This is a genomic window from Synechococcus sp. NOUM97013 (assembly GCF_014279815.1).
In the GTDB taxonomy this organism is placed as follows: domain Bacteria; phylum Cyanobacteriota; class Cyanobacteriia; order PCC-6307; family Cyanobiaceae; genus Synechococcus_C.
On the sequence record NZ_CP047941.1, the window covers coordinates 1,900,845 to 1,919,354 of the forward strand.

At 62.6% G+C, this 18,510-nt stretch carries 20 protein-coding genes; 7 read left to right on the top strand and 13 right to left on the bottom strand.

Annotation, left to right across the window (positions count from 1 at the left end):
• The first annotated feature begins 1 nt into the window (after window position 1).
• From SynNOUM97013_RS10390 to SynNOUM97013_RS10400, 3 genes are read left to right on the top strand one after another with little or no spacing between them, the layout of a single operon-like run.
• On the top strand, window positions 2–589 hold the full coding sequence (locus tag SynNOUM97013_RS10390) for a GIY-YIG nuclease family protein (RefSeq protein ID WP_186479682.1): 588 nt from the start codon (window positions 2–4) through the stop codon (window positions 587–589).
• Between the two features lie 37 nt (window positions 590–626).
• Window positions 627–2,117: a leucyl aminopeptidase gene (locus SynNOUM97013_RS10395; protein WP_186479683.1), complete on the top strand. Its 1,491-nt coding sequence runs from the start codon at window positions 627–629 to the stop codon at window positions 2,115–2,117.
• A 26-nt stretch (window positions 2,118–2,143) separates the two neighbouring features.
• On the top strand, window positions 2,144–2,377 hold the full coding sequence (locus tag SynNOUM97013_RS10400) for a hypothetical protein (RefSeq protein WP_186470374.1): 234 nt from the start codon (window positions 2,144–2,146) through the stop codon (window positions 2,375–2,377).
• A gap of 3 nt (window positions 2,378–2,380) precedes the next feature.
• On the opposite strand, the gene SynNOUM97013_RS10405 is transcribed toward SynNOUM97013_RS10400, so the two are convergent.
• The 9 genes from SynNOUM97013_RS10405 to SynNOUM97013_RS10445 all read right to left on the bottom strand — a co-directional run bounded on the left by SynNOUM97013_RS10405 (window position 2,381) and on the right by SynNOUM97013_RS10445 (window position 10,783).
• On the bottom strand, window positions 2,381–2,554 hold the full coding sequence (locus tag SynNOUM97013_RS10405; RefSeq protein WP_186479685.1) for a hypothetical protein: 174 nt from the start codon (window positions 2,552–2,554) through the stop codon (window positions 2,381–2,383).
• A gap of 164 nt (window positions 2,555–2,718) precedes the next feature.
• Window positions 2,719–3,354 carry a peptide-methionine (S)-S-oxide reductase MsrA gene (gene msrA / locus SynNOUM97013_RS10410; protein ID WP_255443099.1) on the bottom strand — a complete coding sequence of 212 codons (636 nt, stop codon included), beginning with the start codon at window positions 3,352–3,354 and terminating at the stop codon, window positions 2,719–2,721.
• Entirely contained in the window at window positions 3,354–4,544 is a 1,191-nt protein-coding gene (gene lpxB, locus SynNOUM97013_RS10415) for a lipid-A-disaccharide synthase (RefSeq protein ID WP_186479686.1), read from the bottom strand. The genes msrA and lpxB overlap by 1 nt, the downstream gene beginning before the upstream one ends.
• A complete protein-coding gene (gene lpxA / locus SynNOUM97013_RS10420; protein WP_186479687.1) occupies window positions 4,544–5,383 on the bottom strand; it encodes an acyl-ACP--UDP-N-acetylglucosamine O-acyltransferase in 840 nt (279 codons plus the stop codon). Before lpxA ends, lpxB begins: the two co-directional genes overlap by 1 nt.
• A 5-nt stretch (window positions 5,384–5,388) precedes the next feature.
• A complete protein-coding gene (gene fabZ, locus SynNOUM97013_RS10425) occupies window positions 5,389–5,796 on the bottom strand; it encodes a 3-hydroxyacyl-ACP dehydratase FabZ (RefSeq protein WP_186481579.1) in 408 nt (135 codons plus the stop codon).
• 80 nt (window positions 5,797–5,876) lie between these two features.
• Window positions 5,877–6,731 (bottom strand): UDP-3-O-acyl-N-acetylglucosamine deacetylase, encoded by an 855-nt coding sequence (lpxC, locus tag SynNOUM97013_RS10430; protein ID WP_186479688.1) that lies wholly within the window; start codon window positions 6,729–6,731, stop codon window positions 5,877–5,879.
• Window positions 6,731–8,995, bottom strand: a complete 2,265-nt coding sequence (locus SynNOUM97013_RS10435; RefSeq protein ID WP_186479692.1) for a BamA/TamA family outer membrane protein — start codon at window positions 8,993–8,995, stop codon at window positions 6,731–6,733. Before SynNOUM97013_RS10435 ends, lpxC begins: the two co-directional genes overlap by 1 nt.
• A gap of 46 nt (window positions 8,996–9,041) precedes the next feature.
• The gene (gene purC, locus SynNOUM97013_RS10440) at window positions 9,042–9,794 is read right to left on the bottom strand and encodes a phosphoribosylaminoimidazolesuccinocarboxamide synthase (protein ID WP_186479693.1); all 753 of its coding nucleotides are present in this window, start codon (window positions 9,792–9,794) and stop codon (window positions 9,042–9,044) included.
• Entirely contained in the window at window positions 9,791–10,783 is a 993-nt protein-coding gene (locus SynNOUM97013_RS10445; protein ID WP_186479694.1) for a hypothetical protein, read from the bottom strand. Before SynNOUM97013_RS10445 ends, purC begins: the two co-directional genes overlap by 4 nt.
• Window positions 10,784–10,897: 114 nt before the next feature.
• On the opposite strand from SynNOUM97013_RS10445, the gene purD reads away from it, so the two are divergent.
• A complete protein-coding gene (gene purD, locus SynNOUM97013_RS10450) occupies window positions 10,898–12,214 on the top strand; it encodes a phosphoribosylamine--glycine ligase (RefSeq protein ID WP_186479696.1) in 1,317 nt (438 codons plus the stop codon).
• A gap of 24 nt (window positions 12,215–12,238) precedes the next feature.
• Window positions 12,239–14,338, top strand: a complete 2,100-nt coding sequence (locus SynNOUM97013_RS10455; protein WP_186479698.1) for an ATP-binding protein — start codon at window positions 12,239–12,241, stop codon at window positions 14,336–14,338.
• Window positions 14,339–14,342: 4 nt separating this feature from the next.
• Here the strand turns inward: SynNOUM97013_RS10455 and kaiC are convergent, their stop codons facing one another.
• The 3 genes from kaiC to SynNOUM97013_RS10470 form a co-directional block, all read right to left on the bottom strand.
• Window positions 14,343–15,878: a circadian clock protein KaiC gene (gene kaiC, locus SynNOUM97013_RS10460; RefSeq protein WP_186479706.1), complete on the bottom strand. Its 1,536-nt coding sequence runs from the start codon at window positions 15,876–15,878 to the stop codon at window positions 14,343–14,345.
• A 66-nt stretch (window positions 15,879–15,944) separates the two neighbouring features.
• Entirely contained in the window at window positions 15,945–16,304 is a 360-nt protein-coding gene (gene kaiB / locus SynNOUM97013_RS10465) for a circadian clock protein KaiB (RefSeq protein WP_186479709.1), read from the bottom strand.
• Window positions 16,301–17,191, bottom strand: a complete 891-nt coding sequence (locus SynNOUM97013_RS10470; protein WP_186479710.1) for a circadian clock protein KaiA — start codon at window positions 17,189–17,191, stop codon at window positions 16,301–16,303. Before SynNOUM97013_RS10470 ends, kaiB begins: the two co-directional genes overlap by 4 nt.
• Before the next feature lie 128 nt (window positions 17,192–17,319).
• Between SynNOUM97013_RS10470 and rplU the strand changes: the two genes are divergently transcribed.
• Together rplU and rpmA are read left to right on the top strand one after the other, a co-directional pair.
• Window positions 17,320–17,694 carry a 50S ribosomal protein L21 gene (rplU, locus tag SynNOUM97013_RS10475; RefSeq protein WP_186479711.1) on the top strand — a complete coding sequence of 125 codons (375 nt, stop codon included), beginning with the start codon at window positions 17,320–17,322 and terminating at the stop codon, window positions 17,692–17,694.
• A 48-nt stretch (window positions 17,695–17,742) separates the two neighbouring features.
• Window positions 17,743–18,009 carry a 50S ribosomal protein L27 gene (rpmA, locus tag SynNOUM97013_RS10480; protein WP_186479713.1) on the top strand — a complete coding sequence of 89 codons (267 nt, stop codon included), beginning with the start codon at window positions 17,743–17,745 and terminating at the stop codon, window positions 18,007–18,009.
• A gap of 34 nt (window positions 18,010–18,043) precedes the next feature.
• On the opposite strand, the gene SynNOUM97013_RS10485 is transcribed toward rpmA, so the two are convergent.
• Window positions 18,044–18,505, bottom strand: a complete 462-nt coding sequence (locus tag SynNOUM97013_RS10485) for a DUF2127 domain-containing protein (protein ID WP_186479715.1) — start codon at window positions 18,503–18,505, stop codon at window positions 18,044–18,046.
• Window positions 18,506–18,510 lie beyond the last annotated feature (5 nt).

Consider the following 18,510-nt stretch of genomic DNA (forward strand, 5'->3'; position numbering starts at 1 on the left):
CATGGCTGCTGCTCCCCGCCAGGGCGACCTGTTCCATCAACCAGCTGCCGGCGCCTCCGATCAGCAGGAGGCCAGCCTCGCGCTCAGCGCAGACCAACTGCGCAGCTGGCAGGAGCGGGTGCATCGCCTCCAGGCCCCGTTGTTTGAAACCACGGCCCCAGTCGACAGCCAGGGCAGCCTGTTCGGCGCCGCCAGCGCTCCAGCCGATTACATCCAACCGCTGAGCCTGAACCCCCTGCCGCTCAGTTTCTGGCGCTGGCCGGAGAGTCCCCATCAGGGAGCGGCCCTCTACTGGGTGATGGATCGCCCGGAGCATCTCAACCTGCCCATCCTTCTCTATCTGGGCGAAACCAAGGCCGCCGATCGCCGTTGGAAGGGCGAGCACGATTGCAAGGCCTATCTGGCGGCCTACCAGGAGGCCTGCGCCAGCTGCGGACTGCTCTGCAGCCCGAGCATCCGCTTCTGGGGAGATGTTCCCCAAGGGACCAGGGCGCGGCGGCAATTGGAACAGACGCTGATCCGGCGCTGGCAGCCTCCCTTCAACAAGGAAATGCGTGACCGCTGGGCCACCCCCTTCCAAGCCGACTGAGCGCAGCTTCTAGCATCGGTTCAGGCATCGGCTCCCCATGAAGATCTCCCTCTCTCCGGCCACCCCTGAGGCCTGGAGTGGTTCCGTTTTGGCGCTTGGCATCCCCAAGGACGACCCGCAGGGCCTGGTGGCCGCGATGGAGCAGCGCTTCAACCTGCAGCTCAGCGCCTGGCTGAAGCAGAAACCCTTCACCGGCAAAAGCGGTGATCTGGCCAGCATGCAGCTGTTGAGGAACGACTGCACGGCGCTGGTGCTGGTGGGCCTGGGGGATGCCGCTGAGGTGGACCGCAACAGCCTGCGCCGGGCCGCTGCCGCGGCCGCCCGGGCAGCGAAGGGCCAGAGCGGCAGCCTGGCGCTGCATCTCCCCTGGGGATCAGAGGATCCAGCCGGCGATGCCATCGCCGCTGCGGAAGCCGTGCGCCTCAGCCTCTACAGCGACCTGCGTTTCCGCAGCAAGCCCGAGCCCCAGCCTTGCCCCGATCAGCTGGAGCTGTTGGGTCAATGGCCCGCCGGCATCGACGCGGCTCTGGCGGCGATTCAGCCGGTGTGCGCCGGCGTGGAACTGGCTCGGGAGCTGGTGGCCGCACCACCCAACAGCGTTACCCCCAGCGAACTGGCCAACACCGCAGCAGCCCTGGCCAAGGACCATGGCCTCGAACTCAAGGTGCTGGAGCGGTCCGACTGCGAGGCCAAGGGCATGGGCTCCTTCCTTTCGGTGTGCCAGGGCTCCGACATGGATCCCAAGTTCATCCACCTCACCTACCGCCCCAGCGGTGCGGTGCAGAAGCGTCTTGTGCTAGTGGGCAAAGGCCTCACCTTCGATTCCGGCGGCTACAACCTCAAAGTCGGTGCAGCCCAGATCGACATGATGAAGTTCGACATGGGCGGTAGTGCTGCCGTCTTCGGCGCCATGCGCGCCATTGCGGAGCTGCAACCCGCCGGCGTGGAGGTGCACATGCTGGTGGCCTCCTGCGAAAACATGATCAACGGATCAGCGGTGCACCCCGGCGACATCGTTACTGCCTCCAACGGCACCACGATCGAGATCAACAACACCGATGCCGAAGGCCGCCTCACCCTGGCGGATGCCCTGGTGTACGCCAGCGAGCTCAAGCCCGACGCGATCGTCGATCTCGCCACCCTCACGGGTGCCTGCGTGATTGCTCTAGGGGATGAGATCGCCGGTCTTTGGAGCAGTGATGACGGCCTCTCGGAAGCGCTGGAATCCGCCGCCAGCAGTGCAGATGAAGGGATCTGGCGCATGCCGTTGCACAGCAGCTACCGCAAGGGCCTGAAGTCGCTGCTGGCGGACATGAAGAACACCGGTCCCCGCCCCGGCGGTTCCATCACCGCAGCCCTGTTCCTCAAGGAATTCGTGGACGCCGGCATTCCCTGGGCGCACATCGACATCGCTGGCACGGTGTGGACTGACAAGGGTCGGGCTCTCAACCCCTCCGGTGCCACGGGCTACGGCGTGCGCACTCTGGTGAACTGGGTGTTGAGCCAGGCGTCGACCACCACGGCCTAAATTCCATCCAGAACGGAGCAAGCTCCATGGCCTCCAGCCCTCTCCGCTGGTACGTCCGCGCTCAGCTGGGCGTGCTGCTCCTCCCCGCAGGCCTTTGCCTGTTCGGGGAGGCCGTCAGCCGACGCACCCTGCAGCTGGCAGGCAGCGATGGCGGCCCCTGGTGGTGGTACGGAACCCTCAGCCTGATTTTGATCAACGCCGGTGTGGGGCTCATGATCGAGTCAGGTTTGTTGCGCGGCTATCCAGGCCGCAAGTCCTAAGCCTCAGGAGGCCATCGCAGCCAGCGATTGGGGTTGCTCCAGCGCATGAATCTGCCAACGGGCCCGATCCGAGCAGGTGGCCATGACTCTCTCAAGGTCATCGGAGGCCTGCTTGGGGGACATGTACGGACCAACATGACGCGTCACCAGACCGTCTTTGATGGTCAGCAGATACATCCCGTTTTCCTACAACTCACTTAGCAATAGTACGCAGGGTCCGAGTCATCGTCGAGGGGGGAAAACCCGCACCTTCACTGAGAAGTGACTGAATGCAACCGCATCAGTCGCTACAGAATTTCCACAGATTTTCCTCAGATTCAGAAAAATCAGTTGGCCTTTCTTCAGAGCTCAGAAGCTGCTCCCCAGGCCTCTCCCGTGCGTGCCCTGGATCCCCATACGTCGTCCAGACGCCGATCACGCCCGCAGGCCCATCGGTAGTAGTTGTATTTGATCGTGTTGCGCTCCTTGTAGTCCTGGTGGTATCCCTCGGCCTTCCAGAAGGTCGTGAGCGGTTTGATTTCCACCTTGATCGCGGTTTCCGGCACACCCAGCTCCACGGCCGCTGCCGCCTTGCTGGCCAGGGCCTGATCCTGCTGACCCTCCCCCTTGGTGAAGATCACCGGCCGATAGGAATCACCGCGATCACAGAACTGCCCGCCGCCATCGAGCGGGTCCACATTGCGCCAATAGGACTTCAACAAGGTGGCGTAACTGATCTTGGCGGGATCGAACCGTACCCGCACCACCTCCTGATGACCGGTGGTCTCACTGCTCACCTGCTGGTAGGTCGGCCGGGCCACCGTGCCGCCGCTGTAGCCGCTTTCAGCCGACAGCACCCCGGGCAGGTGTTCGAGATCGCTTTCCAGGCACCAGAAACAGCCGCCGGCCAGCACAGCGTTCTCCACCGCGGCCAGCACTGAGGTAGGGGCAGAGAGCAGCATCACAACCGCCATCAGCAGCGGCAACAGGCATCGGATCACGGGTCGGACGGGGCAGAGAGCTGGTCGAGGATGGCGGCGGCGGCCCGATCGGTCACCCCCGGCTCACCCAAGGTGGACCGCAGTCGGTCATAGCCACTGAGCATGGTCTTGCGTGTCTCGCCAGCCTCCAGCAACGGTGCCGCCAGCTCCACCAGGCGATCCGCATCGAACTCATCCTGAAGCAGCTCCGGCACCAACCGCTCATTCAGCAGCAGGTTCACCGGTGAAATGTGCGCCACCTTGAAGCGCAGCAAATGCCGGGCCACCCAGGCGGTCACGCGGCTCACCCGATAGCCCACCACCTGGGGAACCCCCTGCAGAGCCAGTTCCACATTCACCGTGCCCGACTTGCCGAGCGCCAGATCGGCCGCAGCAAACAGCAACGACTTGAGACCATCCGCCTGATCGGCGGGAATCACCTTGGCGCGCACACCTGCCGCCTCCAGGGCCTCGCGCAGGGGCTGTTCAAACCGTTCCAGCCCAGCGGGAACCATCACATCCAGGCTGGGGTCCTGGTGTTGCAGGCGAGCCGCCGCCGCCGCCAGCACCGGCATCAGGTAGCGCAGCTCCTGGGGCCGCGACGCCGGGAACAGCAGCAGCAGCTTGCCCTGGTCCGGCAAGCCCAGCTGAGCCCGAGCCTCGGCCCGCTCCGGACGGCTCAGCACCGTGTCGAGCAGCGGATGGCCCACCCAGGTGACTTCAGCACCCATCCGCTCATAGAACTCCGCTTCCGCCGGGAAGATCGCCAAAATGCGGTCGGTGAACTTGAGCAGCTCCGTGGTGCCACCATCACCGATGCGCCAAGCCCACTCCTGGGGAGCGATGTAATAGGTGATCGGAATGTGCGGCAAGCGCCGCCGCAGACTGTTGCCGAGGCGCAAGTTGGCACCCATGTAATCGATCAGCACCACACCATCGGGGGGACGCTGCCGCAGCAGCCGGTCCACGCGTGCCTGCAGTTTGAGCGTGGGCAGCACCAGCGGCAAGGCTTCCCAGAGCCCGATGGCCCCCATCGGTGCCGTGTCCGCCAGCAGTTCCGCCCCGGCGGCACGCATGCGCTCACCACCAAGAGCAAGCACCTCCAGGTCGATGCCCTTAAGGGCCGCCTGTCGATGCAACGCCGCAATCAGCAGGCTGCCCTGCAGATCACCCGACACCTCACCGGTGCTGATCAACAACCGCACCATCAGCGACCGGTCGCGGCTGGCATCGGACCCCGCCGTCCTTTCGAGATCGAACCTTCCAGGAACGTGCAGAGATGATCCGCCAGGGGCATCAGCGTCTGCTCCCGCGCCAGACGTAGACCGTCGGCAATCACGTGATCCGAGCGGTAGAGCAGCGACCACACCTCCTGCAGCTGCTTGAGCTCCTCGCCATCAAGGCCCCGTCGCCGCAGACCCACGCGGTTCAGGCCACGAACGCGGCCGGGGTGACCCTCCACCAGGCAATAGGGGGGCACATCCCGATCCACCCGGGTCATGCCGCCCACCATGGCCATGCCACCGATGTGCACGAACTGGTGAATGCCCAGGCAACCGCCGATCACGGCCTTGTCTTCGATCAGCACATGGCCAGCCACCTGAATGCCGTTCGACATCACGATGCCGTTGCCCAGGACGCAGTTGTGGCCCAGATGGCAATAAGCCATCAGCAGGTTGTGATCACCGATGCGGGTCTCCTCGCCCTCTTCAGTGGCCCGGTTGATGGTCACGCATTCACGAATGGCGTTGTGATCACCGATCACAACCTGCGTCGGGGCACCTTTGTATTTGAGGTCCTGAGGCTCGAGCCCCAGACAGGCACCCGGAAAGATCTTGTTATGCGCACCGATCGTCAGCCGACCATCGAGCACAGCATTGGGGCCCACCCAGGTGTTGGCTCCGATCCGCACCTCAGGGCCTACGACGGCACCAGGGCCGATCACCACCCCGTTCGCCAGTTCAGCGCCAGGGTCGACCGCTGCCAGGGGGTGAACCTGTGGAGGACGGTCCTCAGCAGTCACGGCGGGAGATCGCTGTTCGCTCATCATGCTCAGTCCACCAACGAGAACATGAGATCGCCAGAACACACCAGCTGGCCGTCCACCTTGGCCTCGGCTTTCACCTTGCCGAAACGCTGACGCTTGAGACTGATCAGCTCACAGGTGATGCGCAGCTGATCGCCGGGCACCACCGGACGGCGGAAGCGCACACCGTCGATGCCTGCAAACACGAACAACCCCTTGGGCAGATCCGGCATCTGGGTGACGATCAATCCACCCACCTGGGCCATCGCTTCAACAATCAGCACGCCCGGCATCAACGGTCGCCCGGGGAAATGCCCCTGAAACTGCGGCTCGTTCATGGTGACGTTCTTAAGCGCCACCGCTTTTTCACCGGGGACATGCTCAATCACGCGATCCACCAGCGCGAAGGGATAGCGATGCGGCAGCAACCCCATGATCTGCTCGGCATTGAGCAAGGTTTCAGGAGCTGGTGCAGCAGCAGTGGCGTCGGTGGTGGAGGTGGAAGTCAAATCAGTCAGAGCTGAACAGCGGAACAATCGGCCAGGGCCGCCGCGAGGTCGGTGTGCAGACCATGGGAGCCGCGGTAGACCAGCACCTGGGCACGTGGGAAACCCACCAGTGCCAGATCACCGATCAGGTCCAGCAGCTTATGGCGCACCGGCTCGTCGGCAAAACGCAGGGGTGGATTGACCCAATGATCCCCGTCGCAGACCAGAGCATTGTCCAAAGCCCCGCCTTGAATCAAGCCCGCGGCACGCAACTGCTCCACCTGTTCACGGAAACCGAAGGTGCGGGCGGGGGCGATCTCCGCAACGAAACGCTCTGGGGTGAGCGCCACGGTGCATTGCTGACGGCCAATCGCCGGCTGCGGGAAATCGATCACACCCACCAGCGTGAACTGATCCGCAGGCGTCGCGGTGATCACACTGTTGCCACGGTGAAGTGCCACTGGACCCTCCAGCACAGGGCGACGGGCCGCGGGTGTGGCGGCATGCGTGATCCCCGCCTCAGCGATCGCCTCAACCCAGCCCTGGGCTGAACCATCCAGCAACGGCACTTCACCGCCGTCCACCTCCAGATGCACATGGGTCAGGCCGCAGCCAGCCAACGCCGCCAGCAGGTGTTCCACAGTGGCCAGTCGCCGATCACCCAGCTCCAGCGTGGTACAGAGCTGACTGTCGCGCACCTGAGAGGGCTGGAGACGCACGGGGGGTTGGGCATCACCTGACCAGCTCACCCAGACGCCAGCCTCAGGCCAGGGATGCAGCACCACAGCCACCTCATCGCCGCTGTGGAGACCGATGCCGCTGCGACGGGCTGAACCGGCCAGGGTCCATGCACCGTCGTAATCAGTGGGCCAGGAGACCATTAGAACTTCCAGCCGACACCCAGGTTGAAGCGGTACTCATCGGTGAAATTCTGGCTGGCCACCTCCAAACGCAGGGGACCCACCGGCGTAGTCATGATCACACCGATACCCGGTGACACACCAGAACCGGGCTTGTCGAGCAAATCGCCGGGCCTGCCGGGAACATTGCCCTGGGAGCCGAAGTCGGTGCCGGCATCAAGGAAGACTTCACCCGCAAAGATGCTGATCAGTGGGAAGCGGTATTCGATCGTGGCTTCACCGAAGCTGCGGCCCACAGCCAGGTCGCAGTCAAACCAACCCCGCACAGAGTTGGAACCACCCAGACAGAAAGCCTCATAGGGCGGCAGCTGACCCAGCACGGTGCCAGCCTTGAACTGGAAGGCCAGTGCCTGCGGGCAGTTCTCCGGCTCACCCTCCTTCGGTCGGCAACCCTTGAACAGCTTCAGCCAACGCACTGGAATGAAGTGTGTGTAGGTGCCGCGAACACGGTTGAAGGTGGGTGAGTTCTCACCCACGGAGACGTACTGCTCCGTGCTCACCGTGAAGAAGTTGCCCGATGTTGGATTGCGGGCATCGTTCAGGTTGTTGTACGAGGCGGCCAGACGCACACTGGCAAGATTGTTCTCGTTGGCGCAGTTGAACGCCACGCAGATAATTTCATCGTCGGGGATCTTGCCGTCGCGGAAGCGATCGTTGGGGATGCCGTAAGGACGCGTATCGCCACTGAAGTTGATCGGGCGAACGTTCTGCAGATTCAAACCGGCCAGCACAGACCAGGGCACCCGCTTGAAGGGATCACCACCGTTCAACGGTCTGGCAAAGATCACATTGCCGCCAACCCGCTGGAGGGCCACGGAATCGCCTTCGTAATCAAACCAACTGACGTTGGGAAATTCATTGCCAGCCTCAGCGACATTGTCGAACTTGCTATCAGCCGGGTTGTTGTCGGAGTTGATCGAGTAAGCGTTCCTGGAGCCGTTGTCCTCGTAGCCCTCCAGGGTGCGGATGTCGCCGTCGTTCTGGCTCTGGAACACCTGCGGCACTTCACGGCTGAGGAACAGCGAGGTGCGGAAGGACGTGCGGTGCGAATCGCCTTTGATCCAGGGATCGGAGAAAGTGAGGTTCGCCAGGCCACCGAACTGGCCGTAGGTGATGTTGAGCGCAAGATTCCAGGCACGTCCGAACAGGTTGCTGTCTGACAGCTGAACCTGACCGAACACACCCTGGCTTTGGCTGTAGCCAAGACCGCCGGAGAGCGAGCCTGTGGACTGCTCAACGATGCCGAGCACGATGGTGATCGCTCCCGGCTCACCGGTCACAGGCTTCAGGGTCACCTTCACGTCGCTGAACAGTGAGGTGGCGTAGAGGCGACGAATGTCGCCCTCAAGCTGCGTTCGATTGAATGGCTCGCCCGGTTTGAGGGAGATTTCGCGGGAGACCACCCAGGGTCTGGTCTTGCCTTTGAGGGGCTCGCCCTTCTCGTTGGTGTCTTCACCCTCCTTGTTGACGAATTTGACCTCCACGCCGGCGACGGTGCCGATCAGCACCTTGAGCTCCACCACACCATCCGGGCTCACCCGAGTCGGTCCGCTCACCCGAGCGAGGGAGTACCCCTGGTCGGCGTACCACTTCTGCAGCTCCTTCATGCGCAGCTGCAGCTCACTGAGATTGAGCGTGCGGCCATAGTCCGCACTGAAGGTGTCCTCAATCACCTGAGGCTCGATGTAACTGTCCTCCGGCTCAAGCACCACCTTGCTGAGCACCGGATTGGGCATCACCTGCACCACCAGCTGCACGCCCAGCGGGCCGTTGATCGGCTCGATGCGCACATCGGAGAACCAACCAGTGGCGTAGATCGCATCGAGGTCGAGCTTCAGCTCATCCCGGGTGACGCGGCTGCCAGGACGCACGGCCATGGCGTCATAGGCGGCCAGTTCAAGACGCTCCTGCTCGGGGTGACCATCGATGCCCTCAATGATCACCTCCGTGATCAGCACCCGCGCTTGCTCCGACGTCTCCGGGATCGGCTCGGCCACCGGACCGGAAGCGGGAGCGGGCACCACCTCGATGGGCTCGGCCGCACCAGGCTCCCCGCTCAGACCATCGCCCTGCACGTCTTCGAGCTGGGTCTCATCGCGTTCCGTTCCAGCGGCCTCGCTCTGGGCCTGCGTCGGCAAACCCGCGACCAGAGGCAAGGCCAGCGCCAGACCCAACGCACCGTGCCGAACGGCATTCCGGGTTCGGCGGGAGGAGAAAGCGGCCATGGGGGAGGGCGGAACTTGGCCGTAAAGGCCACAAACGTCGCCGAAATTAATCGCAGATGCGGGGTTTCGGGCACGCCCCTTGTACCCGTTTGCAGACCTCCCCGTAGGCCTCGATCACGCCACCGAGGTCTTTACGGAAACGATCTTTGTCCAGGATCCGCTCATTCACATCGGCACTGCGCAGATCCCAGAGCCGGCAGGTATCCGGGCTGATCTCATCAGCCACCAGCAGTTCACCGGCGGCATTCACCCCAAGCTCCAGCTTGAAATCAACAAGCTGCAGGTCGACGGATTGAAAGAAGGGAATCAGCACGGCATTCACCTGCCGGGCCAACACCTCGATCCGCTCCCGCATCTCCGCCGACACCACACCCAGCAGCGCCAGACGGGCATCGGTAAGCAGCGGATCACCTAAATCATCGTCCTTGTAATAAAGATCCAACAGGGCTGGATCGAGGGCTGTTCCCTGGGCAATCGGCGTTTCCCGGCAGAGGGAGCCGGTGGCGGTGTTGCGCAGCACCACTTCCACAGGGATCACAGCCACCCGCTGCACCGCCATCCAGGTGTCGTTCACCAGACCCTGGTAGTGCGTGGGGATGCCCTGCGCGTCCAGCAGCTCGAACAAACAAGCGGAGATCTGACAGTTCAGACGCCCCTTGTCGTCGAGCTGGGCCTTTTTTTGGGCATTGAAGGCCGTGGCGTCGTTCTTGAACTCCACCAGCACCTGTTGATCGTTGTCGCAGGAGTAGATGCGCTTGGCCTTGCCCTCGTAGAGGAGATCACCGTGGGGGATGGTCATGGCTGGTCGTCGACACCGGACGCGCCGGCTTCAGGATTCGGCGATTCTCCCAGCGCGGCGTGCCCCCCCGGCTCCCGGGGGGAGCGCAGCTGCTGCTCAAGCTGCTGACGTTGCTCCGGGTTCAGCCGTGGATCGTCCGTCTCCAGCTCGAGCAGGGTGAACTGGTCATCCACACGCGTGGCCAGACGACGCAGGCGCTGCCTCGGCCGCTCACCACTGCCGCCGTTGGCCAGCTCCAATCGCAATTGCAGACGCAGCAGCTCCTCCGCCAGGCTCCAGGCCTGTTCGGCAGCCGCCTGATCCAGCGCAGTCTCCAACAGAGGTGCGCTGCGATCCGGTTCGACTTGCGCCAGCAGGTCCGCGACGATCGCCAGCCGGCGAGCGGCCACCGTGCCGGGCGTGCGACCGGCCAGCAGTGTCTGCACCGCATCCAGCGGCTGGCCGGACGCGACCTGTGCCTGCGCCAGCACATCCAGGCCGGACCGCACCAGGGGCTGTCCCTGCGCGTCCCGACCCACCACCAGCTGCTCCGCTTCCAGACGACCGGGCTGTCCGTCGGCCAGTCGCAACAGCGCCAAGATGGCGCGCTCCTGATCCAGTGCTGCACTAGCGGCATGCCAGGAGAGCAGCAGCCATTCGCGCCGTTGACGCGCTGAACCTGGCCCGTAACGACTCAGCACGCGCTGCGCACCGACCGGGTCCTTGCAGGTCATCAGAGCCCTGGCGTTCTCCATCACCACCGAGAACGGCTGGGGAGCCGGCGCCACCTCCATCAGGCGATCGCGCAGCTGCTGCAGCCGCTCATTGACACCGAAACTGGCGGACTGCTCGCAGGCCTGCTGCAACGCAGACAGGTCACCCTCCAGCAGAAGCGCGTCAAAGGCCTCCTGTGCCATTGGCAGCGAGGCGGATGCAGGGGTGGACTGCAGCGGAGTCACCACAGGAGCCGCCGCCAGCAGCAATGACAGGGGCAAAGGGAGCAATCCCATGGGCTGGCAGGCGCTCAACAAAGATGGAACGGTCTCTCCAATGCCGACAGCGAAGGCTGACCGCGCCGGAGCGACGATCAAACCTAAGGGTCTTCGCCCGCCACGCCTGCCTCCATGGCCCATTCCAGTCCCCGTCCCCAAGCCCTGCCTTCTCTTCGACATCTGCTGGTGGTGGGCGGCGGCGGCCGCGAACAGGCCTTGGCCTGGGCCCTGCGCCGCTGCCCGGGAGTGGAGGCGGTCTGGGTGACGCCCGGCAATGGCGGCACTGCTGCGCTGGGTGACTGCAGGCAGTTGAATGTTGGCGAATGCGACGCCAACGGCCTGATTGCCGCCTGCCGCGAGCAGGCGATTGATCTGGTGGTGATCGGACCTGAAGCGCCCCTCGCGGCCGGGGTGGCCGATCGCCTGCGCGACGCCGGCCTGGCGGTCTTTGGACCTTCCGCCGCCGGCGCGCAGCTGGAAGCCAGCAAAGCCTGGGCCAAGGCCTTGATGCAGGAGGCGGACATTCCCACCGCAGGCCACTGGGCTGTGGCCGATGCCGACGAGGGCCTCGCGGTGCTCGAGCGCATTCAACGGCCGCTGGTCGTCAAGGCCGACGGCCTGGCCGCCGGCAAGGGCGTCACCGTGGCGGAAACCATCGAAGAATCCGCAACCGCCATCCGTGAAGCCTTCGCCGGTCGTTTCGGTGCTGCCGGCGAGCGGGTGGTGCTGGAGGAACGGTTGCAGGGGCCGGAAGTGTCGGTGTTCGCCCTCTGTGATGGGAAGCGGATGGTGCTGCTTCCTCCCGCCCAGGACCACAAACGATTGCTGGAAGGAGATCGCGGCCCCAACACCGGTGGCATGGGTGCCTATGCCCCCGCCCCCCTTCTGGACCAAGCAGGACTCGAACAGGTGCGTGCACTGGTGCTCGAGCCCACGCTCAAGGCCCTGCAAGCCAAAGGGATTCAATACAGAGGCGTGATTTACGCCGGTCTGATGCTCACGGCAGAAGGCCCCCAGGTGATCGAATTCAACTGCCGATTCGGCGACCCCGAGTGCCAGACCCTGATGCCATTGCTTGGCCCGGAACTGGCTCAAGTGCTTCAGGCCTGCGCCTTGGGTTGTCTCGACCTCGCCCCCAGCCTGTCGATCACCGAGGCCTGCAGTGCCTGCATCGTGGCCGCTGCCGAGGGCTACCCAGACGCACCACGCAAGGGGGATGCCATTCAACTTCAGAACGATGCCGATGCCAGCCGGCAGCTGTTCCATGCCGGCACACGCCTTCAGGACAACGGCGCGCTGGTGACAGCCGGGGGGCGAGTGCTGACCCAGGTGGCCCAAGCCGAGGACTTCGACCAGGCGTTTGCCCGTGCCTACGCGGCCCTAGACCTGGTGCAGTTCGACGGCATGCAATTCCGCAGAGACATCGGCCATCAGGTCCGCCGGTCCTAGGCTGCCATCATGCATCCCGGCGGCATGGCCAGCGATCCAGAAACGGCTCCGAACAACGTTCCGGCGGATTGGGCCGCCTCGATTTCAGGCTCGAGTGCAAGCGACGACAGCAGCCTCTGGCAGAGAACGTTGTCGTGGTGGGCTGAGTTCAGTCTTCAAACCAAGCTGCTGGCCGTGGCCACCCTGGTGGTGAGCCTGATGATGACCGGCATCACCTTCTTCTCGCTTAACGGCATCCAGCGCGATACGGCGATGAACGACACCCGCTACGCGCGGGATCTCGGACTGCTGCTGGCGGGCAATGTGACCGAGCTGGTCGCGGAGGGACGCGACCGCGAGCTGGCCAACGTCACCGAAACCTTCTGGCGCTCCAGCCGCAGCCTTCGCTACATCTTTTTCGCCGATCCGGACGGAATCGTCTACTTGGGGATTCCCATCAGCGGCAGTAACGACGCCAGCAGTGCCGACATGCGCCTGAGCCGCCGCCTCGAACTGCCGGATGAACTGCGCAGCCGTCCCCAGAACCCCCTGGTGCGTCAGCACATCACGCCCCAGGGCCAGGTCACGGATGTGTTCGTTCCCTTGGTGGACAACAAGAACTATCTCGGCGTTCTGGCCCTGGGGGTCAACCCCAACGAAACCGCCCTGGCTAGTGCCGCCCTTACCCGCGAAGTGACGGTGGCCGTATTCATCTCCATCTGGGTGCTGGTGATCCTGGGAGCCGTGTTCAACGCGCTCACCATCACCCGTCCCGTGAAGGAGCTGTTGCGGGGTGTGCGCTCGATCGGCGATGGAGACTTCCGCGCCCGCATCGGCCTGCCAATGGGTGGAGAACTGGGTGAATTGCTGGATGGCTTCAATGCAATGGCCTCCCAGCTGCAGGCCTACGACGCGGCCAATATCGAGGAACTGCAAGCCGCGCAGGTGAAGCAGTCATCACTGATCGCGACCATGGCCGACGGAGCCCTGCTGCTCGATGGAGACGGTCGCATCGTGTTAGCCAACCCAACAGCGCGTCGTCTGTTCCGCTGGGAAGGGCGCAATCTCGAGGGTCAGGAATTCCTCAGCGAACTCCCCGAACTGCTGGCGGTTGAGCTCTACGAACCGCTGGGAGCCGTGTTCGAGAACAAGACCGACACCAACGAACTTCGGAGCAGCGTCGGGGATCCGCCGCGCACACTGCGCTTCGTGTTGCAGGCCGTGCGCGAACCCAGCAGCGATGTACTCAAGGGCATCGCCGTGACCATCCAGGATCTCACCCGTGAGGTGGAGCTGAACGCAGCCCAGAGCCGTTTCATCAGCAACGTCTCCCATGAGTTGCGCACGCCGTTGTTCAACATCAAGAGCTACGTGGAGACACTCCACGACATGGGTGACCAGCTCAGCGAAGACGACCGCAAGGAGTTTCTGGGGGTCGCCAATTCCGAAACCGATCGACTCACACGGCTGGTGAATGACGTGCTCGATCTATCCCGCCTGGAATCAAACCGGTCGGTGGAATTCGCGCCGATCGATCTAAGGCCCGGACTGGAACAGACCCTACGCAGCTACAAGCTCAACGCCAACGACAAAGAGGTGGAACTGAACTTGGAAGCCGACGCCGACCTGCCTGAAGTGCTTGGCAACTGGGACCTGCTTCTGCAGGTGCTCGACAACCTTGTGGGCAATGCACTCAAGTTCAGCCGCAGTGGCGGTCGTTTGGTGATCCGGGCCTACACCTGGCCCGATAGCTGTCTGATGATGTCCCCAGCCACCAACAGCGTGGGGGAAGACGGACCGACCTGCACGCTGAGTTCACCGCTGCCGAAGATCCGGATCGAAGTGTGCGACACGGGATACGGCATCAGCGAAGCCAATCAGCAACGCATCTTCGAACGCTTCTATCGCGTTGAAAACGCTGTTCACACCGAAGTGGGAACCGGCCTGGGCTTGTCGATCGTGCGCGGGATCCTCGAAAAGCACGGCACCCAGATCCGCATGGTGAGCGAGCTGGATGTGGGCACCACCTTCTGGTTCGACCTGCCCCTCACCCTCGAGGATCCAGACGAATTGAGGTGGCGGGCCGAACGCCAGAACCCCGAAGAGCGCCGACCACTGAGCGCGTCGCCTGGCTCGATTGACTGATTGATCAGTCAGGCGCCACACCACGGGCGATGCGCGAGAGCTCACTGCGTTCATCGGTGCTCACCCGATGAGGGACACCCGAAATGATCCGCTCGAAGTTGGAGAAGGAATCTTTGATCTGCGGACCATTACCCGTAATCACGAACTCGCGGATGCCCTTGTCATGCCAAGAACCACGCATTTTGAACACATTCAGGGCCCGGGCCATCTCACCGCGGATCTCCACGTACTGCAGCATCAGGATCGTGTCGGTGATCGTGGAGATGTGGGAATCGGTGATCGAATGGCTACCCATGAACTCCTCTGAGGTGTTCGTGAAGAAGCCGGCGATCTCCTCCTGCTTGGCGTAACCCGTCACACCGATCACGAACTGGCGGAAGGCGTTGTGGCTGACTCCCCGTGCCAGAGCCGAGAGCGAATCGATCGCCATCCGTGAGGGCTTGAACTGGGTGATCTCCGTCTTGATGATCTGCAGGTGGTCCTCCAGACCAGTGGATTCCGGATAGGCACAAATGATCTTGAGCAAGCCATCCTGCTCCATCTGCTCGAAATCAATGCCCCAGCTAGTGGCGTTGCGCAGCAACTGCGCCCTGGATTCCTCGTAGGCGAACAGGATCGCGCGCTCCTTGTTGCGGCAGGCATCTTCGATGAACTTGGACACCAGCAACGTCTTGCCAGTGCCCGTAGCACCGGTGGCAAGGATGATCGAGTCCTTAAAGAATCCACCGCCGCACATCTCATCAAGGCGCGGCACACCGGAACTCACCCGCACGTTCGATGAACGCTGCGTGAGACGCATGGCTCCCAGCGGGAAGATGCTGATGCCATGGGCGCCCATGGTGAAAGGGAACTCCCCTTTCATGTGCGTAGTGCCGCGTAGCTTGAGAATTTCCACCGTCCGGCGGCGACGTTCGCCCTCCAGAACGTTGCGCAGGATCACCACGTTGTCGGAGACAAATTCCTCAACGCCGTAGCGCGCAATAGGACCGTACTCATCGATGCGTTCGGTGGTCATCACCGTGGTGACGCCAATCTCCTTGAGACGGGCAATCAGGCGGAAGATCTCACGACGCACCACGAAGACGGCGTCGTACTGCTGAAACACCGCAGTGATCGAGTCGATCGCCACCCGCTTCGCCTTGTATTTGCGGATGGCGTAGTTGATCCGCTCAATTAGTCCGGAGAGGTCAAAGCTACCGGCCACATCCTGGCCATCAGGATCGGGCGAGGCATCGAGGATGAACAGCTTGTCCTGCTCAACCATCTCCTGCAGATTCCAACCGAAGCTGGCGGCATTGCGCAGGATGTCGAGCGGTGACTCCTCAAAGGTGACAAAGATCCCCGGCTCATCAAAGTGCTGAATGCCGTTGTGCAAAAAGTGGAGCGAAAAGACTGTTTTTCCTGTCCCGGACGTGCCGCTGATCAGGGTGCTGCGACCGATCGGCAGGCCGCCTTGGCACACATCATCAAAGCCCTCGATCCCAGTCGGGAGCTTTTGAACCTGCATCTGTGGGGAACCACTGGAGCTGGAGATCTGCATAACGGCGACCTTATGGAGCCAAGCTAAAGAGAAAAGATGTGCTGATCTGCGGGTGCACCGTCGGGCTTAAGAATCTGATTCGACTGTGTCGACTTCCTCAAGCGACTCCATCAAGGAAGAGGTGAGGTTGTTGTCGGTGAGCTCGTCGTAGAGCAGATCAAGGCCGATCAACACCCGTTCCCGATCCGAGAGATCGCCGATGATGCGCCGCACCGGAGGTGGAAGAATCTTGGACAGGGTTGGCGTTGCCAGGATCTTGTCCTCCTCTGCCAGCTGCGGATTTTTGAGCACATCGATCACCTTCAGGGCATAAACCCCCTTGAACTCCGTTTCGAGGATGTTGCGCAGGGTTTTGAGCGCCCGCATGGAGTTGGGGGTGTTCCCTGCGACGTAGAGCTTGAGGATGTAGGTCTTGCGTGGGCTCATGGGGACACCTCCGGATCGTTGAGAACGCGACGTTCCCGGGCAGCGGGCGTCAGGGAGACCTCAGCGGGAATCGAACGTCGATACATCTCGCAGAGGTGAGCCATGACATCGAGCAACGCGAGGCGATAGTCCTGAAGGAAATCGTTCTTATGCCCCTCAAGTCTGAGTTGCTTCCAGAAGTCGTCAATCAGATTCATGTGGATCTCCACAGCGCGGGTGATCGGCAAGTCACCGAAAAAGGCCGTGTTCACAAAGCTTTCCAAGGCCTGGTTGGCAGCAGCCGGATCCCGGAAGTAGCTGATTAGCAGATCCCGATAGGTGCGCTGCAGCGACAGCACCAGATCGCGCTGTTCATCGGGGGGAAGATTGGCGAGAAACCGTGACGGATCTCGCTTGTAAAAAACACCGAGATAACCGAGCCGTTCTTGAAGGCGGCTGGACATCCTCCAGGCGCTGCCATCAATGGCAGGCTTGGAGTTCTGCTCGGCGCCATCCTCCGGTATCACCTCCTTCTGGCCTTGACGCAGAAAGCGTGAGATAGCGGCATCCACGTTGTAACCCAGCTGCTCCAGCTGATCAGCGGGCAGATGCACTTCCTCCGGGTGGCAATCCACCCGCCCCATCCGCTCCCCGACAACCACGGCCGGGAAGAGCAGACCCTCTTCGCCGAGAGATTCACGCGTGGTGTCATCCAGCAAGGACTGTTCGATCACCACTGCATCCACCGCCTCGCGCTGATGCGAAAGCAGCTCCAGCACCTGCTGACCCGATTGCACCTCCCCCAGATCCACTGGGGCATAACGATTCACCGGCAACCACTGACAACAGACATCAACCAGCGCTCTGGTGCGCAGCAGCAAGGCGATCGTGAGTGCCGGACGGGCCATCCACCGCGAAAGGGTCCTGAGTTGAATCTTGACGAAAGGCAGAGCGAAGAACGAAGATCTTTGTTTGTCTTTCGATTGCGGCTCAGGCCGAATCGGCTTGTCCGAGCCTGACCGCGTCTTTTCGTTTCATGGCCGAAACCAGTCCCACCACCTCTGCAGCCCCCGAAACGGGCAGCTACGCCATCGTTGAAGCTTCCGGCCAGCAGTTCTGGCTGCAGCCCAACCGTTATTACGACCTGGACCGCCTCCAGGCCGATGTTGACGCCACGGTGACGCTCGACAACGTTCTCCTCGTGAAGGACGCCAAGGGCACCACTCTGGGCAAGCCTTATGTGAAGGATGCAAGCGTCGAACTGAAGGTGATGGCTCACCGTCGCGGTCCCAAGGTGATCGTTTACAAGATGCGCCCCAAAAAGAAGACCCGTCGCAAGAATGGTCATCGTCAGGAACTGACCCGCGTCATGGTTCAGTCCATCTCTGTCGGCGGCAAGGCCATCAGCTGATCAAGCCAGTTTCAGCTCGCTTCTCACCTCTCCACTTCGTTCCATCTCATGGCTCATAAGAAAGGCACAGGTTCAACCCGAAACGGTCGCGATTCCAATTCCAAGCGCCTGGGCGTCAAGGCCTACGGCGGCGAATCCGTTACCGCCGGTTCCATCCTGATCCGCCAGCGCGGCACCGCCGTGCTGCCCGGCGTCAACGTTGGCCAAGGCAAGGACGACACCCTGTTCGCCCTCACCGATGGCGTGGTCAAGTTCGAGACCATCCGTCGTGGACTGCGCAACCGCAAGCGCATCAACATCACGGCCACGGCCTGATTGACTGCCTGATCGGGCCAGCGCAGCGGCGGCATCAATGTCCGCGCACCGAACGCAGAGCCTGACGGGTGGTAAGTACCAACCCAAGGACAGTGAGCCCCAGGACGACCAACGTCCTGGGGCTTTGTTCATGCAGGGCATGCATGATTTCCAGGGGAAGAGCCAAGGCCAGGACCCCGACTAACAACCACTCACCCCAACGGCGGCCAACCCAGGTAGCCCAGGCGGCCACAAGGATCAACAACGCATAGAAGCCCGACACCACCGCCAGTCGCATCAGGCGGGTGGGCCCCAGCACCGTGCCCTTTTGGGCCATCGCGGACAAGAACTGGCGATCAGCCTGCCCCCAGCTGTCAGCAAAGTCCGAAAGCTGCGCGTAATGGACGTCACCGAACAAGGCCGCCAGGCTGATCAACAACAGCACAAGCGCGAGCAGGACTTTTTTGATCACGATCAAACGGATCAGCCAACGTCCTTGGCCCGCGGATTGGCTCATCGAGG